Origin of the sequence: Pseudonocardia sp. EC080619-01, from assembly GCF_001420995.1 — a bacterium.
In the GTDB taxonomy this organism is placed as follows: domain Bacteria; phylum Actinomycetota; class Actinomycetes; order Mycobacteriales; family Pseudonocardiaceae; genus Pseudonocardia.
Genome location: NZ_CP012184.1, coordinates 1,206,832 through 1,224,093, shown reverse-complemented (window position 1 = coordinate 1,224,093; position 17,262 = coordinate 1,206,832). Strand labels below are relative to the sequence as shown.

16 protein-coding genes are annotated in these 17,262 nt (G+C 74.4%); 6 read left to right on the top strand and 10 right to left on the bottom strand.

Features of this window, described 5'->3' with window-relative positions; genetic code table 11:
* Positions 1-8: 8 nt before the first annotated feature.
* The 3 genes from AD017_RS05635 (at position 9) to map (ending at position 3,180) form a co-directional block, all read left to right on the top strand.
* On the top strand, positions 9-1,838 hold the full coding sequence (locus AD017_RS05635) for a penicillin-binding transpeptidase domain-containing protein (RefSeq protein ID WP_060573321.1): 1,830 nt from the start codon (positions 9-11) through the stop codon (positions 1,836-1,838).
* A gap of 76 nt (positions 1,839-1,914) precedes the next feature.
* Positions 1,915-2,292: a DUF3054 domain-containing protein gene (locus tag AD017_RS05630; protein WP_227012669.1), complete on the top strand. Its 378-nt coding sequence runs from the start codon at positions 1,915-1,917 to the stop codon at positions 2,290-2,292.
* A 30-nt stretch (positions 2,293-2,322) separates the two neighbouring features.
* The gene (map, locus tag AD017_RS05625; protein WP_010239864.1) at positions 2,323-3,180 is read left to right on the top strand and encodes a type I methionyl aminopeptidase; all 858 of its coding nucleotides are present in this window, start codon (positions 2,323-2,325) and stop codon (positions 3,178-3,180) included.
* A 1-nt stretch (position 3,181) separates the two neighbouring features.
* Here the strand turns inward: map and AD017_RS05620 are convergent, their stop codons facing one another.
* From AD017_RS05620 to AD017_RS05590, 7 genes are all read right to left on the bottom strand, one after another.
* Complete coding sequence (locus AD017_RS05620; RefSeq protein ID WP_060573320.1) at positions 3,182-3,646, bottom strand: peroxiredoxin; 465 nt, start codon at positions 3,644-3,646, stop codon at positions 3,182-3,184.
* A gap of 112 nt (positions 3,647-3,758) precedes the next feature.
* Positions 3,759-4,589, bottom strand: a complete 831-nt coding sequence (locus tag AD017_RS05615; protein WP_060573318.1) for a DUF1295 domain-containing protein — start codon at positions 4,587-4,589, stop codon at positions 3,759-3,761.
* A 4-nt stretch (positions 4,590-4,593) separates the two neighbouring features.
* Positions 4,594-5,967 carry a cyclopropane-fatty-acyl-phospholipid synthase family protein gene (locus AD017_RS05610; protein WP_060573316.1) on the bottom strand — a complete coding sequence of 458 codons (1,374 nt, stop codon included), beginning with the start codon at positions 5,965-5,967 and terminating at the stop codon, positions 4,594-4,596.
* 9 nt (positions 5,968-5,976) lie between these two features.
* On the bottom strand, positions 5,977-7,275 hold the full coding sequence (locus AD017_RS05605) for a cyclopropane-fatty-acyl-phospholipid synthase family protein (protein ID WP_082538347.1): 1,299 nt from the start codon (positions 7,273-7,275) through the stop codon (positions 5,977-5,979).
* Positions 7,272-8,084: a DUF1365 domain-containing protein gene (locus AD017_RS05600; RefSeq protein ID WP_060573314.1), complete on the bottom strand. Its 813-nt coding sequence runs from the start codon at positions 8,082-8,084 to the stop codon at positions 7,272-7,274. Before AD017_RS05600 ends, AD017_RS05605 begins: the two co-directional genes overlap by 4 nt.
* Positions 8,078-9,349: an NAD(P)/FAD-dependent oxidoreductase gene (locus AD017_RS05595; protein WP_010229885.1), complete on the bottom strand. Its 1,272-nt coding sequence runs from the start codon at positions 9,347-9,349 to the stop codon at positions 8,078-8,080. The genes AD017_RS05600 and AD017_RS05595 overlap by 7 nt, the downstream gene beginning before the upstream one ends.
* A gap of 40 nt (positions 9,350-9,389) precedes the next feature.
* Positions 9,390-10,121 carry an alpha/beta hydrolase gene (locus AD017_RS05590; protein ID WP_060573312.1) on the bottom strand — a complete coding sequence of 244 codons (732 nt, stop codon included), beginning with the start codon at positions 10,119-10,121 and terminating at the stop codon, positions 9,390-9,392.
* A 393-nt stretch (positions 10,122-10,514) separates the two neighbouring features.
* Here AD017_RS05590 and AD017_RS05585 point away from each other — a divergent pair, with 393 nt between their 5' ends.
* Complete coding sequence (locus AD017_RS05585) at positions 10,515-11,324, top strand: 1-acyl-sn-glycerol-3-phosphate acyltransferase (protein WP_227012668.1); 810 nt, start codon at positions 10,515-10,517, stop codon at positions 11,322-11,324.
* An 8-nt stretch (positions 11,325-11,332) separates the two neighbouring features.
* On the opposite strand, the gene AD017_RS05580 is transcribed toward AD017_RS05585, so the two are convergent.
* Complete coding sequence (locus tag AD017_RS05580; RefSeq protein WP_060573308.1) at positions 11,333-12,724, bottom strand: mycothione reductase; 1,392 nt, start codon at positions 12,722-12,724, stop codon at positions 11,333-11,335.
* A gap of 53 nt (positions 12,725-12,777) precedes the next feature.
* Between AD017_RS05580 and AD017_RS05575 the strand changes: the two genes are divergently transcribed.
* Positions 12,778-13,239, top strand: coding sequence for a GNAT family N-acetyltransferase (locus AD017_RS05575; protein ID WP_060573306.1), 462 nt, complete (start codon positions 12,778-12,780; stop codon positions 13,237-13,239).
* A gap of 1 nt (position 13,240) precedes the next feature.
* On the opposite strand, the gene AD017_RS05570 is transcribed toward AD017_RS05575, so the two are convergent.
* The gene (locus AD017_RS05570; RefSeq protein WP_060573304.1) at positions 13,241-14,164 is read right to left on the bottom strand and encodes a hypothetical protein; all 924 of its coding nucleotides are present in this window, start codon (positions 14,162-14,164) and stop codon (positions 13,241-13,243) included.
* A gap of 137 nt (positions 14,165-14,301) precedes the next feature.
* Between AD017_RS05570 and AD017_RS33250 the strand changes: the two genes are divergently transcribed.
* Complete coding sequence (locus AD017_RS33250) at positions 14,302-14,799, top strand: lipopolysaccharide assembly LapA domain-containing protein (protein WP_227012667.1); 498 nt, start codon at positions 14,302-14,304, stop codon at positions 14,797-14,799.
* A 531-nt stretch (positions 14,800-15,330) separates the two neighbouring features.
* Here AD017_RS33250 and AD017_RS05560 read toward each other — a convergent pair.
* Complete coding sequence (locus AD017_RS05560) at positions 15,331-16,980, bottom strand: DEAD/DEAH box helicase (protein WP_369821662.1); 1,650 nt, start codon at positions 16,978-16,980, stop codon at positions 15,331-15,333.
* Between the last annotated feature and the right edge of the window lie 282 nt (positions 16,981-17,262).

Below are 17,262 nucleotides of genomic sequence, written 5' to 3'. Positions count from 1 at the left end.
GACCGACCGTGCGCTCCCTGCGGAACCGCCCCGTCGTCCTCGCTGCCGTGATCGCCGTCCTGGCGGCGGCCGGCGTCGTCGTGGCGCTGCTGCGTCCCTGGGAGGGGGCAGGCACGACGGCCGAGCGGTACGCCGAGGCGTGGGCGGCCGGCAACGCGCCCGTCGCGGGCGGGTACACGACCGACCCGGCAGCGGCCGGACCGTACCTCGAGCGCGCCCGCACCGACCTGTCCGCGACCGCGATGACCGCGCGGGTCACCGGCACCCGCACCGAGGGGGAGCGGGCCACCTCGACGATCGAGGTGAACTGGGACCTCGGGCAGGGCCGGGCCTGGAACTACACCCTGGACCTGCCCCTCGTCGCCGCCCCGGAGACGGACGCGAACGACACCGGCTGGGCGGTCGACTGGTCCCCGGCGGCGTTCGCGCCGGACCTGGCCGACGGGCAGCGCCCGGTCGCCCGCACCGTCACGGCCGATCCGGCTCCGGTGCTCGACGCGAGCGGCGCGACGCTGCTCGCGCCCACCCCGGTCGTCACGATCACCCTGGACAAGCGCAACGTCGCCCAGGCCGCGGGGCCGCTCGGCTCCGCGCTCGGCGGGGTCGACCCCGCGATCACCCGGCAGAGCATCACCGCCGGCGCGAACGGGACCCCGGAGGGGCAGGCGTACACGGTCGCCGTCCTGCGCCAGCCGGACTACCAGCGCGTCCGTGACCGGATCTACGAGCTCCCCGGGGTGCGGTTCGCGCCGTCGACCCGGCTGCTGCCCCCGGACTCCGGGTTCGCGGGCCAGGTGATCCAGGGCGCCCGCGCCGAGATCGACAAGGCCGCGGGCGGGACGCCCGGCTGGTCGGTCGACGCCGTCGGTGCGGACGGGTCCACGGCCCGTTCGCTGACCGGCACCCCGCCGGGGCCCGGGCAGCCGGTGACCCTGGAGCTGGACCGCACCGTGCAGGACGCCGCGCAGGCCGCCGTCGACGGGCAGTCCCGGCAGGCGATGATCGTCGCGGTGCGGCCGTCGACCGGCGCGGTCCTGGCCGTCGCGCAGAACCCGGCCGCCGACCGGGACGGCGCCGTCGCCCTGACCGGCCGCTACCCCCCGGGCTCCACCTTCAAGATGATCACCGCGTACGGGGCGATGCCCGCGGAGAACCTCACCCCGCAGTCGCCGGTCGACTGCCCCGGCACCACCGTGATCGACGGCCGGACCATCCCGAACGAGGACACGTTCGCGCTCGGCACCGTCCCGCTGCAGCAGGCGTTCGCCCGCTCGTGCAACACCACCTTCACCCGGCTCGCCCTCGGCCTCCCGGCGGAGGGGCTGCCGAACGCGGGCAAGGCGCTCGGCTTCGGCGCGGACTGGAACATCCCCGGCATGACGACGATCACCGGCAGCGTCGACGCGGCGACCGACGACCTGCAGCGGGCGTCCGACGGGATGGGCCAGGGCGACGTGCTGGCGTCGCCGTTCGGGATGGCGATGGTGTCGGCGACGATCGCGCACGGCGCCCCGGTGACACCGAGCCTGATCCGTGGCCTGCCCTCCGAGGCGACGGTCGCGCCGGGCACCCCCGACCGTGCGGTGCTCGACCAGCTGCGGCCGATGATGCGGGCGGTCGTCACCTCCGGCACGGCGACGGCGGTGAACGGGCAGGGCGAGGTGTTCGGCAAGACCGGCACCGCCGAGTACGCCGGGCCCGACGGCAGCAACCGCGCGCACGGCTGGTTCACCGGTTACCGCGGCGACCTGGCCTTCGCCACCCTCATCGTCGACGGCGGCTCGTCCGGCCCAGCGGTCCAGCTCTCCTCCCAGTTCCTGCAGAACGTCCCGCGGTGATCACGGATCGGGAAGCCCGGCGGTCACAGGTGGCCGCCCCGCTTCCCGATCCGTGATCACGGCCTATCCTTGGTTCGTGTTCTCCCGTCGGGGTGCTGTGGTCGCCGATGTCGTTGCGGTCGTGGTGTTCGCCGCGATCGGGCGGATGAGCCATGCCGAGGCGGGCAGCGTCGTCGGGCTCGCCGGGACCGCGCTGCCGTTCCTGGCCGGGGCGGCGGTGGCGTGGGCGACGCCGTGGGTGCGGGCCGAGCCGGTCTCGTTCCGTGCGGGACTGGTGGTGGTGGCGCTCACCGCGGGCGTGGGGTGCCTGCTGCGCTGGGCGTTCCTGGGCCGGCTCCCGCTGTCCTTCGCGATCGTGACGGTGGTCGCGCTCGCCGTGCTGCTGCTGGGCTGGCGCGGGGTCTCGGCGGCCGTCGTACGGGTGCGGGCGGCGCGGGAGACGTCACGCGGCTGAGGACGCGCTCCGAGGCCTACCATGGAGGACATGGCCACCCGCACGTTGCTCGTCCCCGGCACGCAGACCCCGATCCGCGAGGTGCCGAAGCACATCCCGCGGCCCGAGTACGTCGGCAAGCCGGCCCCGGCGCGCAGCCGCAACGGTGACGTCCAGACGCCCGAGACGATCGAGCTCATGCGGCACGCCGGGAAGGTCGCCGCGCAGGCGCTCGCGCTGGCCGGCGAGACGGTCCGGCCCGGGATCACCACCGACGAGATCGACCGCGTGGTCCACGAGTTCCTGCTCGACCACGACGCCTACCCGTCGACGCTGGGCTACCGCGGTTTCCCGAAGTCCTGCTGCACCAGCCTCAACGAGGTCATCTGCCACGGGATCCCGGACAGCACGGTGATCGACGACGGCGACATCCTCAACGTCGACGTCACCGCCTTCGTGAACGGTGTGCACGGCGACACCAACGCCACGTTCCTCGCCGGTGACGTCGCCGAGGAGCCGCGGCTGCTCGTCGAGCGCACCCGCGAGGCGACGATGCGGTCGATCAAGGCCGTCCGCCCGGGCCGTGAGCTCAACGTCGTCGGACGGGTGATCGAGTCCTACGCGAAGCGCTTCGGCTACGGCGTCGTCCGTGACTTCACCGGCCACGGCATCGCCCACGAGTTCCACTCGGGCCTGGTCGTGCTGCACTACGACCAGCCCGACGTGCACACCGAGCTCGTCCCGGGGATGACCTTCACGATCGAGCCGATGATCACCCTCGGCGGCATCGACCACGACACCTGGGACGACGACTGGACCGTCGTCACCAAGGACAAGTCCTGGGTCGCCCAGTTCGAGCACACCATCGTCGTCACCGACGACGGCGCGGAGATCCTGACGCTGCCCTGACCTACGCGGCTCGCTGCTCGCGCAGCGTGGCCAGCGCGTCGTCGGCGTGCTTGGTCATCGCCGTCTCGGAGCCGATCTCGGCGAGGATCCGGCGGTCGGTGCCGATGACGAAGGTGCGGCGCCGGGTGTGGAAGTTGCCCGGCAGCCACGCCCGCCACGCGCCGAACGACTTCGCGACGGTGTGGTCGGCGTCGGACAGCAGCGGGAAGCCGAAGCCGTTCGCGGCGGCGAACATGTTCTGCTTGTCCGGCCGGTCGCTGGAGATCCCGACGGGCTGCGCGCCCAGCTCGGCGAACTCCGCCGAGAGGTCGCGGAAGTGGCAGGCCTCCTGGGTGCAGCCGCCCGTCATCGCGGCGCGGTAGAAGAACAGGACGACCGGGCCGGCGGCCAGCAGGTCGGTGAGCCGGCGCGGGGCGCCCGTCTCGTCGGCCAGTTCGAAGTCGGTGGCGAGGTCGCCGACGGCCATGGTGTCTCCTCGGGCTGGGAAGGGCTGGAAGGGGAACGGTCTCGCCGTGACGTTCGGTCCGCGGACCGTGCCGGTTCGGCGTCCGGGTGCGTCCGATGATCCCGCAGGCGGGTCACGGCTGCGGGCGGGGCGCGCGCGGCGGGAGCGGGAGGAACCCGCTGGTGCGGCGGACGTAGTCGGCGTAGCCGGGGCGCCGGTCGGCGATGTCGCGCTCCAGCAGTGCGGCGCCCGTGCCCTTGACCAGGTTGGCCGTGATGACGGCGACGCCGACCAGACCGATCAGCCCGGCCGGATGTGCCAGGGCCAGGAGCCCCAGCCCCCACCAGACACACGCGTCGCCGAAGTAGTTGGGGTGCCGCGTGTAGCGCCACAGCCCGGAGTCGAGGACCTCGCCGCGGTGCGCGGGATCGGCGGTGAACCGGGCCAGCTGGGCGTCGCCGACGACCTCGAAGCCGAACCCGACCGCCCAGACCAGCATCCCGAGCACGGTGACGACCACGCCCCAGGTCCCCACCGCCCCGTACGGCGCGATCTGCACCGGCAGCGACACGACCCACATGACCGCGCCCTGGGTCAGGTAGACCTTCCGGAACGCGTACGCCGCCGGGTTCCCGGGCGCGCGGGCGAGGAGATCGACGTAGCGCCGGTCCTCCGGCTTCCCGTGGTTGCGCCGGGCGATGTGCCGGGCCAGCCGGCCACCCCAGACGGTGACGAGAACGACCACCAGCACCCGTCGCCAGGCGTCCCCGGAGGGATCGAGCAGCGTCGCCGTCACCGCGCTGACCAGCGCGACCAGGACGAACCCGAGCCCCCAGACGACGTCGACGCCGTCGTGCCGGCCGCGCCGCACGCCGACCGCGAGCGCCACGACCATCAGCACGAGGACGGCGGCCAGGGTGACGCCGAGGTTCGCGGCCAGGGCGGTCCAGGGGTACGGGTTCACGTGATCATCCTGCGGTGGCGGGGTCCTGCTCGCGCGCCGGAGCCGCCGGGGCCGGGTCCAGGGCGGGGTCGCGGCCCAGGATCCCGGAGCGGCTGCGCGGCAGCCCGGAGGTGCCGTCGGTCCCGGGGCGCACGGTGAGGACCTGGTGCACGCCCATCCGGTTCTCCTCGAAGGCCAGCGCGGCCCCGGCCAGGTACAGCAGCCAGATCCGCCACTGCTCCTCACCGATCATCCGGACGGCGGTCTCGCGGTGCCGCTGCAGGGTCTCCAACCAGGGCCGGACCGTCCACACGTAGTGCTCCCGCAGCGAGTGCACGTCGACGATCTCGTGCCCGGCACGCTCCAGGAAGCCGAGGGTCTCGCCGAGCGGGCGCATGTACATGTCCGGGGCGACGTAGGACTCCATGAACGCCCCGCCGCCCGGGGCGGTGTTGGCGCCGGCCGATCCGCGCGACATCTGCTGCAGCAGCAGCCGGCCGTGCGGGCGCAGCAGCCGGTGCAGCCGCTCCGCGTACACGGGGTAGTTGTCCTGGCCGACGTGCTCGCCCATCTCGATCGAGGCCACCGCGTCGAACGGCTGGTCGTCGATCTCGCGGTAGTCCTGCAGGCGGATCTCGACCCGGTCGGACAGGCCCGCGCGCCGGACCCGCTCGACGCCGTAGTCGCGCTGCTGCGCCGACAGCGTCACCCCGGTGGCGTGCACGCCGTAGTGCTCGGCGGCGTGCACCAGCAGCGACGCCCAGCCGCAGCCGACGTCGAGCAGCCGCATCCCGGGCCCGAGCCCGAGCTTGCGGCAGATCAGGTCCAGCTTGTCGCGCTGCGCGTCGACCAGGGTGTAGTCGGGGCCCTCGTCACGGGTCCAGTAGCCGCACGAGTACGCCATCTGCGGGTCCAGCAGGAACGCGTAGAACTCGTTGGAGAGGTCGTAGTGGTGGCTGATCGCGTCGGAGTCGCGCCGTCGCGTGTGCAGCCGGCCGCCGAGCCGGGCCTCCGAGGCGGGCGGCTTCGGCGGCGGGCCCACGGCGCGCAGCCGGGCCGCGGTGCGCAGCGCCGACACCTTCTGCCGCAGGTCCGGCCGCACCGCCCCGGAACCGGGGCGGGCCAGCTGCCAGAACCGGGACAGCCCGTCGGCGACGTCGCCGTCGACGTCCAGGTCACCGGAGACGAACGCGCGGGCCAGCCCCAGCTCGCCCGGGGACCAGAGCAGGCGTCGCAGCGCGCGCCGGCGCCGGACGATCACCGTCGGCGGGTGCGGGTCGTCCGGGGAACCCGGGTGACCGGCCTCGCTGCCGTCCCAGGCGCGCAGCCGCACCGGGAGCGGGGCGCCGAGGACGTCCTCCAGCAGGGACGCGAGCCGCTGGGCGGGGGTGGGGGACATGCTTCTCCTCTAGAAGGACGGCTTGCGCTGCAGCGAGAACTGGAAGACGTCGAGGTAGCCGACCCGGAACCCGGCCTCGCAGTAGCCCAGGTAGAACTCCCACATCCGGCGGAAGGTCTCGTCGAACCCGAGCTCCTCGACGTCGTCCCAGCGGTCCAGGAAGCGCTCGCGCCAGTGGCCGAGGGTGCGGGCGTAGTCGAAGCCCAGGCTGCGGCGCTCGGCGACGTGCAGCGTGGTGTCGGCCGCCAGGTTGCGCTCGATCGAGGTGACCGACGGGATGAGGCCACCGGGGAAGACGTACTTGTGGATCCAGGTGTAGTCGTCCTTGGCGACGACCATCCGGTCGTGCGGCATCGTGATCGACTGCAGACCGACCCGCCCGCCCGGTGCGAGCAGCCGGTCCAGCGCGGCGAAGTAGGTCGTCCAGTACGCCTCGCCGACCGCCTCGACCATCTCCACCGAGACGACGGCGTCGTAGCTGCCCCGGGCCTCGCGGTAGTCGCGCAGCAGCACCTGCACCCGGTCGGCGACGCCGTCCTCGGCGATCCGCTGCTCGGCGAGGGTCTTCTGCTCCTCCGAGATGGTGAGCGTGGTGACGCGGGCCCCGCGCTGCGCGGCGCGGGTCGCGAGACCGCCCCAGCCGGTGCCGATCTCCAGCACGTGCATCCCGTCGCGGACGCCCGCCATGTCGAGGATGCCGTCGATCTTGCGCTCCTGGGCGAGCACCAGGTCGTCGGAACCATCGGCGAACCAGCCCGCGGAGTAGGACATGGTCTCGTCCAGGAACAGCGCGAACAGGTCGTTGGAGAGGTCGTAGTGGCGGTGGATGTTCTCCCGCGACCCCTCCAGCGAGTTGACCTCCTCGCGGGGCTGGCGGGCCTCCACGTACCGGCGGGCCAGGCGCTGCAGCACCGGCGGGATCAGCGTCGACAGCCTGGCGGCGAACGGGGTGAGCAGGCCGGGCAGGTCGGTCGTCGTCCAGTCGCCCGCCATGTAGGACTCGCCGAAACCGATCTTGGAGTCGGCGCCGAGCCGGGCGAAGAACGCGGCCGGGCGCTCGATCCGCATCACCGGCGAGTCGGTCCCGCCGGAGCCGATCCGCTCGCCCCCGGGGAACACCACCCGTACCGGCAGCCTGCGGACGGCGTTGCGGAACAACGACTCCGCGATCCGGGCCTTCACCGGCGCCGACGGCGGGGTGGCCAGTCCCGGCCAGATCCCCTCGTTCGGGCGGGGGACGGCGCGGGTGCGCGGCCGGCCGGCCGGCCGCGGGGAGTCGTCACGGGACAGGTCGTGCTGCATGGTCATCGCGTGACCCCTTCCTCGGAACGGTCGGCTGCGCGGGACTCCTGCTGTTGTTCGTCCAGCTGGCTCGTCTGGTTCTGCGGTGGCCGCGTGGGCCGGGCCACGATCGGCAGTCGGCGCAGCCACAGCGCGATGCCGTGCCGCCGGATCAGTGCGGACGTCCGGAGCGTCACCAGTGGCCTGCGCAGCACCGTGCGCGCGACCTCCCGCGGCGTCGCCGTGCGGCGGCGGCCGGTCAGGGTCGCGACGAACGCCGGTGCGCCCTCCTGGTGCAGGGTGACCGCGATCCCGAGCCGCTCGCCGGGCTCCGGGAGCCGCATCGTGTAGTGGCCGTCCACGGTCAGGAACGGGGAGACGTAGAACTCCTTGGCCGCGCGGTACCGCCCGTCGCCGTCCCCGTCGCCGTCCCCGTCGCCGGGCTGCAGCAGGTAGCAGTGCCGCTCGCCGTAGGTGTTGTGCACCTCCGCGATCACGCAGGCGAGCGAGCCGTCGGCGCGGTGGCACCAGAACACCGAGATCGGGTTGAACACGTGGCCGAGCACCCGGGCGTTCGCGAGCATCGACACCCGCCCGCCCGCCAGGTCGATGCCGTGCGCGGCGAGGAAGGTGTCGACGTTCGCCCGGATCGTGCGGTCCGGGTCGCCGAGGTGGTCGGCGGCGCGGAACCGGGCGAACGGGCGCAGCCACCGGGGCAGCCGCGGCAGCTCGTCGAGATCGACCAGCCACAGGTAGGTCGGGTGCGCGAAGGCGGTCTCGAGGTCGCGGCGGCGGGCGTGCCGGACCTCGGCGTCGTACAGCGCCGGGGTCACCATGCGACACCCAGCGCGCGGGCCGCGCGGACACCGGAGGCGCACCCGTCCTCGTGGAAGCCCCAGCCGTGGTACGCCCCCGCGAACGCGGTCACCGGGGTGTCGAGCTCCGGCAGGCGGCGTTGTGCGGCGACCGAGGTGGGCGTGTAGATCGGGTGCTCGTACTGCATCCGGGCGACGACGGCGTCCGGGGAGACCCGGCCCGACCCGTTCAGCGTGACGACCCAGTCGTCGGGGTCGGTGAGCCGCATCAGGCGGTTCATGTCGTAGCTGACCAGCACCGGCGCCTCCGCGGAGTCGGCGCAGGCCGGCTTCAGGTAGTTCCACGACGCCCGGGCGCCACGGGCACGCGGCAGCAGCGAGGCGTCGTGGTGCAGCCAGGTCTCGTTGCGCGAGTACTCGAACGCGCCCAGCACCTCCCGCTCGGCGGCGGTCGCGTCGTCGCCGAGCAGCCGCAGCGCCTGGTCGGGGTGGGTCGCGACGACGATCCGGTCGAACGCGGCGACCGCGTCGCCGTCGTCGCGGACCTCGACGCCGGCCGGGGTGCGCAGCACCGACCGCACCGGGGTGCCGGTCCGCACCGCGGGCAGCTGCTTGACGATCCGGTCCACGTAGGACCGCGACCCGCCGGTGACGGTGCGCCACTGCGGCGAGCCGCCGATCGCCAGCATCCCGTGGTGGTCGAGGAAGGTGAACAGGTAGCGGGCGGGGTAGCTCATCGACAGCGCCGCGCCCGCCGACCACACGCAGGACACGACCGGGATCATGAAGTGCTGCACGAAGTAGCGGGAGTAGCCGCCGATGGCGAGGAACGCACCGAGGGTGACGTCGCCCGCCGCCTCGTCGGCCAGCACCCGGCGGGCGTGCCGGTGGAACCGGACCACCTCGCCGAGCATCCGCAGGTACTGCGGCCGGACCGCGTTGGACGCCCGCGGGAACAATCCGCCGATGCGCTGCGCCCCGGCGTACTCCAGCCCGCAGCCGTCGCAGCGCACCGACATCGACATGTCGGAGTCCTGCGTGGACACGCCCAGCTCGCCGAACAGCCGCAGCAGGTTCGGGTAGGTGCGGTCGTTGTGCACGATGAAGCCGGTGTCGACGCGGCTGATCCCGCCGTCCGACGTCGCCAGCTCGTGGGTGTGCGCGTGGCCGCCGGGGCGGTCGTCCGCCTCGTACAGGGTGACGTCGTGGGTGCGGGACAGCAGGTACGCGGCGGTCAGGCCGGACACCCCGCTGCCCACCACCGCGACGGTCGGTCGGCCGGTCATCGGCTCACCACTCCTTCTCGCGTCGGATCCACCGCCGGGCTCAGCCGCGCGCCGGGGTGAGCGCGGCCCGCAGCCCGTCCGGGGCCGGTTCCGCCATGGCATTCGTGATCGACGGGTCGAGAGGTTCGGCCCCGAGCTCGCCGAGCACGAACCGGGACACCAGCGACGTCCAGTCCCCGGCCCGGCGGAGCATGGCGTGGCCGTCGCCGAGCACGTCGAACCGCGCCACCCGCGGGGTGACCTCGCGGGCGCGCAGGGCGTAGGCGTACGACGCGGCCGGGTCGGTCATCCGCTCGCGGTCGCCGTGCACGATCAGCACCGCACGGCCGGCGAGCTGGGTGACCGGGTCCGAGCCGTCCAGCCACGGCGCGAGCCCGCAGACGGCGACGACACCGGGCCCGCCCGCGGCGCGCAGCACCGCGCGGCCGCCCATCGAGTGCCCGACCAGCGCGACCGGGCGGCCCGGGTAGCGGCGGCCGAGCTCGCCGAGCGCCCACTCGACGTCGCGGAACGCGTCCATGGCCTGCCCGTTCCAGCCCTTCACCCGGTACCGCAGCACGTGGACCGCGACGCCCTCGCCGAGCTCGGTGCGCAGGCCGCGGCCGCCCGCCTCGACGGCGCGGGCGAACGGCAGCATCCGCCAGTGGGCGAGCCCTCGGCGCGGCGACGGCGCCGTCGAGTGGGCCTTGCCGCCGTGCGCGACCAGGACGACGGCCGCGGGTCCGGTGCGCGCGGCACCGGTCGTCTCCAGCCGGGGGAACGGATCGGGCACGGCCACCTCACGGGGACGGGGTGCGCGGGGCACCGGGACGGTCGCGTCGTGTGGTTCGTCCGCCGGGCCCGGACCGGCCGATCCGGTGGGACCGACGTCACATCCGGGCGGCGCCCGATCACGGTCCGCACCGGGATCGTATTTCGGTGGAACAGCTCCCCGCGCGGCGAAGCGGGCGGGGACGGCGGTCTGCGAGCGTTGTCACAGGTCGTGGGGCCGGCGGCGCCCGCCCGGTAGGAGCACGGACGCGGGTGCCGGGGCCGCCGCGCAGGATGTGGTCCGGCGGGCGGGGCGGCCGCCGCCACCGCCGCCCCGGTCGAGCCGGCCGCGGTCGGCGGGCCAGGATGTGCGCGACGGGACCGGGCCCGTGCGGGCCGGAGAGGGGTACGGACGATGGGCATGCCACCGGAGCTGACGGTGCGCGGTCGGATCGCGGCGACGCTGCGGCGCCGCCGTCGTGGGTCGGGGTTCTGGTTCGGGCTGGCGATCGCGGTGATCTGGCCGATCGTGCTGTGGGGCACCCGCCTCGGCTGGCGCGGCGCCGAGCACCTGCCCCGCACCGGGGGTGCGCTGCTCGTCGGCAACCACGTCTCGTTCTCCGACCCGATCTTCGACATCGCGTTCGGCACGACGCACGGGCGGATCCCGCGGTTCATGGCGAAGGGTGAGCTCTGGGGCGTCCCGGTGGTGAAGTGGGTGCTCGGCCAGGGCGGGCACATCCCGGTGTACCGGGCGTCCAAGCGGGTGGGGGAGTCGTTCACCGGCGCGATCGACGCGCTGAGCAGGGGCGAGGTCGTCGCCGTCTACCCGGAGGGCACCTACACGGCCGATCCCGAGGGCTGGCCGATGAAGCCGAAGAACGGCGTGGCGCGGATCGCGCTGCGCTCCGGCGCCCCGGTGATCCCGATGGCGAACTGGGGCACCCAGGACTTCCTGCCCGCCGAGGGCAGGCCGAAGCTGTTCCCGCGGAAGCGGATCGGCATCGCACTCGGGCCGCCCGTCGATCTCTCGGAGTTCGCGGGGAAGCCGCTGACCCGCACCACGCTGGACGCGGCCACGAAGAAGATCATGGACGAGGTCACGACGCTGCTGGAGGGGCTGCGCGACGAGACCCGCCCGGCGACGCCCTACGACCCCGAGCTGGGGGCACGCCCGGAGGCCCCGGGCGAGCCGGTCGAGGGGCCCGGGCGCGCCGCGAGCTGACCCCCGGGTCAGACCTCCAGGCCGAGCAGGGCGTTCTCGACGACCTCGGGGAGCGCCGGGTGGATCCAGTACTGCGCGGTGGCCAGCTCGCCGGCGGTCTGCCCGAACACCATCGCCTGGATCAGCTGCTGGATCAGGGTGGACGCCTGCGGGCCGAGCAGGTGCGCCCCGAGCAGCCGCCCGGTGCCCTTCTCGGCGACGATCTTGCAGACGCCGGTCCTGTCCTCCATCGCCCAGCCGTAGGCGACGTCGCCGAAGTTCTGCACCTTGACGGTGACGTCCAGCCCCTGGTCCCTGGCCTCCGCCTCGGTCAGGCCCACCGAGGCGATCTGCGGCTCGGTGAAGACCGCGGCCGGGACGAACGCGTGGCTCGTGGCGCGCAGGTCCTCGGGGTGCGCCAGGTTGTGGCCGACGATCTTGGCCTCGTGGTTGGCGACGTGCTTGAGCTGGTGCGGCGACGACACGTCGCCGAGCGCCCAGACCCCCTCGGCGGACACGCTGCGCTGGAACTCGTCGACCGCGACCCGCCCGTCGTCGTGCACGGTGACGCCGGCCCGGTCCAGATCCATCCGGTCGCCGTTCGGCTCCCGTCCCGTGGCGACGAGCAGGGTGTCCGCGACGACCTCGGAGCCGTCGTCGAGGGTGAGCGTGACCTCGCCGGGCCCGCCGGTCCCGTCGCCGGACAGGGCGGTGACCTGGCGGCCGAGCCGGCAGTCCCAGCGCGAGGTGGCGATCTCGGTGAACCGGTCGGCGAGGGTCTCGTCGAGGTGGCGCAGCAGCTTCGGGCCGCGGGCGACGACGGTGACCTCGGCCCCGAGCGCGGAGAACACGTGCGCGAACTCCGCCGCGATGTACCCGCCCCCGAGGATCACCAGCCGCCGGGGGACGTCGTCCACCCGCATGACCGTGTCGGAGGTCTCGAACGGCACGCCGGACGCGGTGACGGCCTCCGGGGCGACGGGGCGCGACCCGGCCGCGATCACGACCCGGTCGCCGGTGATCGTGTCGGTGCCCGAGCCGTCGGTGCGCTCGACGGCGAGCTCGCGGTCCGCGGTGAACCGGGCGTGCCCGAAGTAGACGGTGACGTTCGGGCTGCGCTCGACGCGGTACTCCCGGCCGCCCTCCGAGATCGGGTCGATCCGGCCGAACACCCGGTCCCGGATGTCGGTCCAGCGGATCTTGTCGACCGACCCGTCGACGCCGTAGGTGTGCGCGTGCCGGATCGTCTCGGCGACGTCGGCGGCGTAGACGTACATCTTCGTCGGGATGCAGCCGACGTTCAGGCACGTCCCGCCGAACACCCCGTGCTCGACCAGTGCCACGTCGAGCCCGGCGAAGCGTTCGTCGAGGAAGGTGTTTCCGGAACCGGTGCCGATGACGACCAGATCATGGTGGGCCACCTCTCGAGGCTAACCGCTTCCGGATGCTCACGAGGCTCTGGTACCCACAGCGGATGACCGTGCACACCCCGGGCGCGACGGTGCGCCGCAGCTGGGCCTCCGATCTCGATCTCGCCACCCTGTACGCGCTGCTCGCGCTGCGTACCGAGATCTTCGTGGTCGAGCAGGAGTGCGCGTACCAGGAGCTCGACGGGCGCGACCTCGAGCCCCGCACCCGGCACTACTGGCTGGCCCGCGACGCCGGGGACACCGTCGAGATCCTCGCCACGCTCCGGCTGCTGAAGGAGCCCGGCGGTGGGTACCGGATCGGCCGGGTCTGCACCCGGGCCGACGCCCGCGGCCAGGGCCTCGGGCACCGGCTGATGGACGCCGCGCTGGCCGAGGTCGGGTCCGGGACCTGCGTGCTGGACGCCCAGGAGGTCCAGGCCGCCTTCTACGAGCGGCACGGGTTCGTGGTTGCGGGGGAGGGGTTCGTCGAGGACGGCATCCCGCACCTGCCCATGCGACGCGCGTGAGCTAGCCCGCGGCGCGCTTGCGGACGTCGGGCGGGAACGCCCCGGCCGCCACGCACGCGTCGGACCAGCGGTTCAGCGCCGCGGTGACGTGCTCCAGGTCCGGGCCGAGCGCGGTGAGCAGATCGGCCTGGGAGGCGTCGGTCGCGGCCTCGACGCCGTCCCGGAACGCCCGGCCCGCGTCGGTGAGCTCCGCGCCGGGGCTTGCGGAGGTGATCAGGCCCTCGTCGGCGAGGCGGTGTGCACCCGCCGTGGCGAACTCCTCGGGCCAGGCCCGGGTCCCGGAGTACTCGCCGAGCGGGTAGCCGACCCACAGCTCGGCGAGGATCCCCATCCGCACCGGGTCGAGCCCGGCCGCGACGCTCGCCGCCACGTGGCCGTCGCCGCGGTGCTCGCGGACCAGGTCGGCGGCCCGCCACAGCCGTCCGGCCGGATGCTCGGGGCGGGGGCGTGCCCGCAGCGCGGCGAACAGCGGCCGCCCGGCACCGGCGACGGCGTCGACGGCGCGTTCGAGGACCGCCGCGACCGGGGCGACATCGGGGTCGTCGCCGAGGATCTCCTGCAGGCTCTCGACGGTCGCGTCCTCGCGCAGGCGCTGCAGGTCCTCGATCGGGAGCAGGGCGCGCCCGCTTTCCCAGGTGTCCCCGACGAACCCCGGCTCGAACACGGCGAAGGCGGCGGCCACCAGCTCCGGCGGCGCGTCGGCACCGAACGGGGCCGCACGGCCGGTGACGTAGGCCGAGAAGAAGTCGTGCCCGTGCGCGGCGGTGGCCTCACCGACCCGCGACGACCAGACGTCGTGCATCGCGAGCGGTTCGAGTGCGTCGCGCAGCGCGCGGGCGGGGCTCCCACCCGTGACGGCGCCGGGGACGGTCACCCCCTCGGGTGAGGCGGCGAAGAAGATCCGCACGGCTTCGGCATGGTCCACGGGGGTCCTCCTGACGACGGCTGCGGCGCTGCGGTGACCGATCGTGCACGACCGAGCGCGCCGCGGCACCCCGGACGGCGTCGTGCGCGATACTCCTGCCGCGCCGGGCGCAGGGACGACGAGGAGGACGAGTGCGGATGAGCGACGATCGACGGGGCGGGGACGCGCCGGCCTGGGGCCGGGTCGGTCCGGAGGACCCCACGGCCGATCCCGCGACCCATCCCGCGATGCGGGTCCCGTCCGGCGAGGTGGAGCGCTCGGAGCAGCCGACCGTCGCCGTCCCGACGGGCGACGGTGCCGGGGGTGCCGGGGGCGCCGGGGGTGCGGCCGGTTCCGCCGGTTCCGCCGGTGACGGTCCGGCCGGTGACGACACCCCGACCGTGCGGCGGAGGATCCCCAACACACGCACCGGTGGTCTGTGGGCGGCGCTGATCCTGTCCGCGGTCGTGCTGATCTTCCTGCTGGTGTTCATCCTGCAGAACACCGAGCCGGTCGTGATCAACTTCCTGTGGCTGACCGGGACGCTGCCGACCGGCGTCGCGCTGCTGTTCGCCGCGATCGCCGGGGTCCTGCTCGTCGCCGTCCCGGGGACGGGCCGGATCCTGCAGCTGCGCCGCGAGGCCCGCCGCACCTGACCCCCGGAGCCTCCGCGTCTGCGCACCCGCACAGGTCGCGGTGCATCCGCACAGGTCGTGGCGCATCCGCGCAGGTCGCGGTGCATCCGTGCAGGTCCCGTGCATTCGCACACGCACTGTGGCGTCCGCACAGGCTGTGACTTGTGCGGCGTGATCCGAACGTGTGCGGGGGGATCCGAAGTTGTGCGGCGGGATCCGAGGTTGTGCGGCGCCGCGGAGCCTGTCCGGCCGCGGTGAAGGAACCGAGCACCACGGCGGAATCCGCGCGGCGGCGCCGGAACCTGCGCGGGGTTACGGGCCTGTGCGGCGACGGAGCCTGCGCGGCGGCGCCGGAACCTGTGCGGGGGTTACGGGCCTGTGCGGCTACGGAGCCTGCGCCGCGGCTACGGAACCTGCGCGGTGGCGACTGAACCCGCGCGGCTGCCACGACGCTGTGCAGCGACCACAGAGTCCGTGCGGTAGCCACGGACCGCGCGCGGCGCGGAGACGATCTGTACGGCCGGACCGGGCGTCGCCGGTCCGGCCGACGGGTCAGCGGCGACGTCGCCCGGCGCCGGGGCGACCGCCCCGCGGCTTCGGCTGTGCCGGCTTGGCGACGACGATCGGCTCACCGGACGGCTCCCGCGCCCCGGTGACACGCACCAGGTCCGGGTGGCCGGGCGTCACGGTCGCGACCTCGGGACGCACCCCCGCCTGCTTCGTGAGGAGGTCCACCTCGGCGCGCTGCTCCGGCGCGGACAGCGTGACGACGACGCCCTCCTCCCCGGCCCGGGCGGTCCGGCCGGCGCGGTGCAGATAGGCCTTCGGGTCGGCCGGCGGGTCGACGTGGACGACCAGGCCGACGTCGTCGATGTGGATGCCGCGGGCGGCCACGTCGGTCGCGATCAGCACCGGCACCTCGCCGGTGCGGAACTCGTCGAGGGCTCGGTTGCGCTGGTTCTGCGAGCGCCCTCCGTGCAGCGGACCGGCCGCGACGCCCTGGCGGCGCAGCACCCGCACCATCCGGTCGGCACCGTGCTTGGTGCGCACGAACATGATCGTCCGGCCCTCGCGGGCGGCGATCTCGGCGATCACCCGGGAGCGGTCGTCCTTGCCGACGACGAGCACGTGGTGCTCCATCGTGTCGACGCTCGCCGTCGGCGGCGCGACCGAGCGCGTGACCGGATCGGTGAGGTGGCGCCGGACGAGGGTGTCGACCTCGCCGTCGAGGGTGGCGGAGAACAGCAGCCGCTGGCCGTCGGACGGGGTGCGGTCGAGGATCCCGCGGACCTGCGGCAGGAAGCCCATGTCCGCCATCCGGTCGGCCTCGTCGAGCGCGGTGATCGTGACCTCGGAGAGGTCGCAGGTGCCCTGCTGGAGGTGGTCGGTGAGCCGGCCGGGGGTCGCGACGAGCAGGTCGATGCCGCGGCGCAGCTCGGACACCTGCTTGTTCATCGACAGACCACCGACGACGGCGGTGACCCGCAGGTTCACCGCTGCGGCCAGCGGGGTCAGCACGTCGACGACCTGGCCGGCGAGCTCCCGCGTCGGCACCAGGACCAGGCCCAGCGGTGCGGTCGACCGGGCGCGGTCACCGGCGATCCGGGCGAGCAGCGCGAGCCCGAAGGCCAGGGTCTTGCCGGAGCCCGTCTGCCCGCGCCCGAGCAGGTCACGCCCGGCCAGGGTGTCGGGAAGGGTGGCGGCCTGCACCGGGAACGGGGCGGTGAATCCCTGCGCGGCGAGCGACTTCACCAGGGCCTCGGGCAGCCCGAGCTCGGCGAAGGACGGCATGCCCGTCGCCGGCGGTGTCCACTGGACGACCTCGGCGTCGGCGGAGCGCTGCCGCTGCCCACCGGCGCGGCCACCCCCGGACGCGGGACCGGCCGGGCGGCCGGACTGCTGCTGACCGCCGGTGCGACGACGGCCGCCGCGACCGCGACCGCCCCCGTCGCGCTCGGTGCGACGGTTGCCGGAGGCGCCGCCGGGACGGTCGCCGGCGTCGTGCCCGGGACCGCCGGGGCGGTGCTCGGTGCCGTGGCGGGGGCCGCGGTCGGGGGAACCGCTCGCGCGGCGGGCCGCGCGGGGCTCGTCGCCGCGGCGGGGGACCGACTCACCGGGCGCCGCCGACGGGCGGGTGGCGCGGCGGCGCGGACGCCGCTCGGGGGCGTCGGGCGACGGCGGACGGAACTGGGGCCTGGACAACAGGTCTCCTCGCGTGACGTGGCACGTCCTGCGGAGACCTCTGCGATGGCGGGTGCTCGGCCGACGGGCCCGGGCGCGGCTCGGCGTCGTCGCGGCGCGCGCTCCGTGATGGGAAGGCTCGGCCCGGCAGCTCGGACGCCGGACGCTCGTCCACCGATCTTACGCCCGCCCCCCATCCACCCCGCCCTCACCCCTCGGCGCAACCGCACAGGTTTCGGGCGTTCGCGCGGGTTGCACCGTGTGCGGTGGGCCCGGAGCCTGCGCGGTTCAGGCGGTATCTGT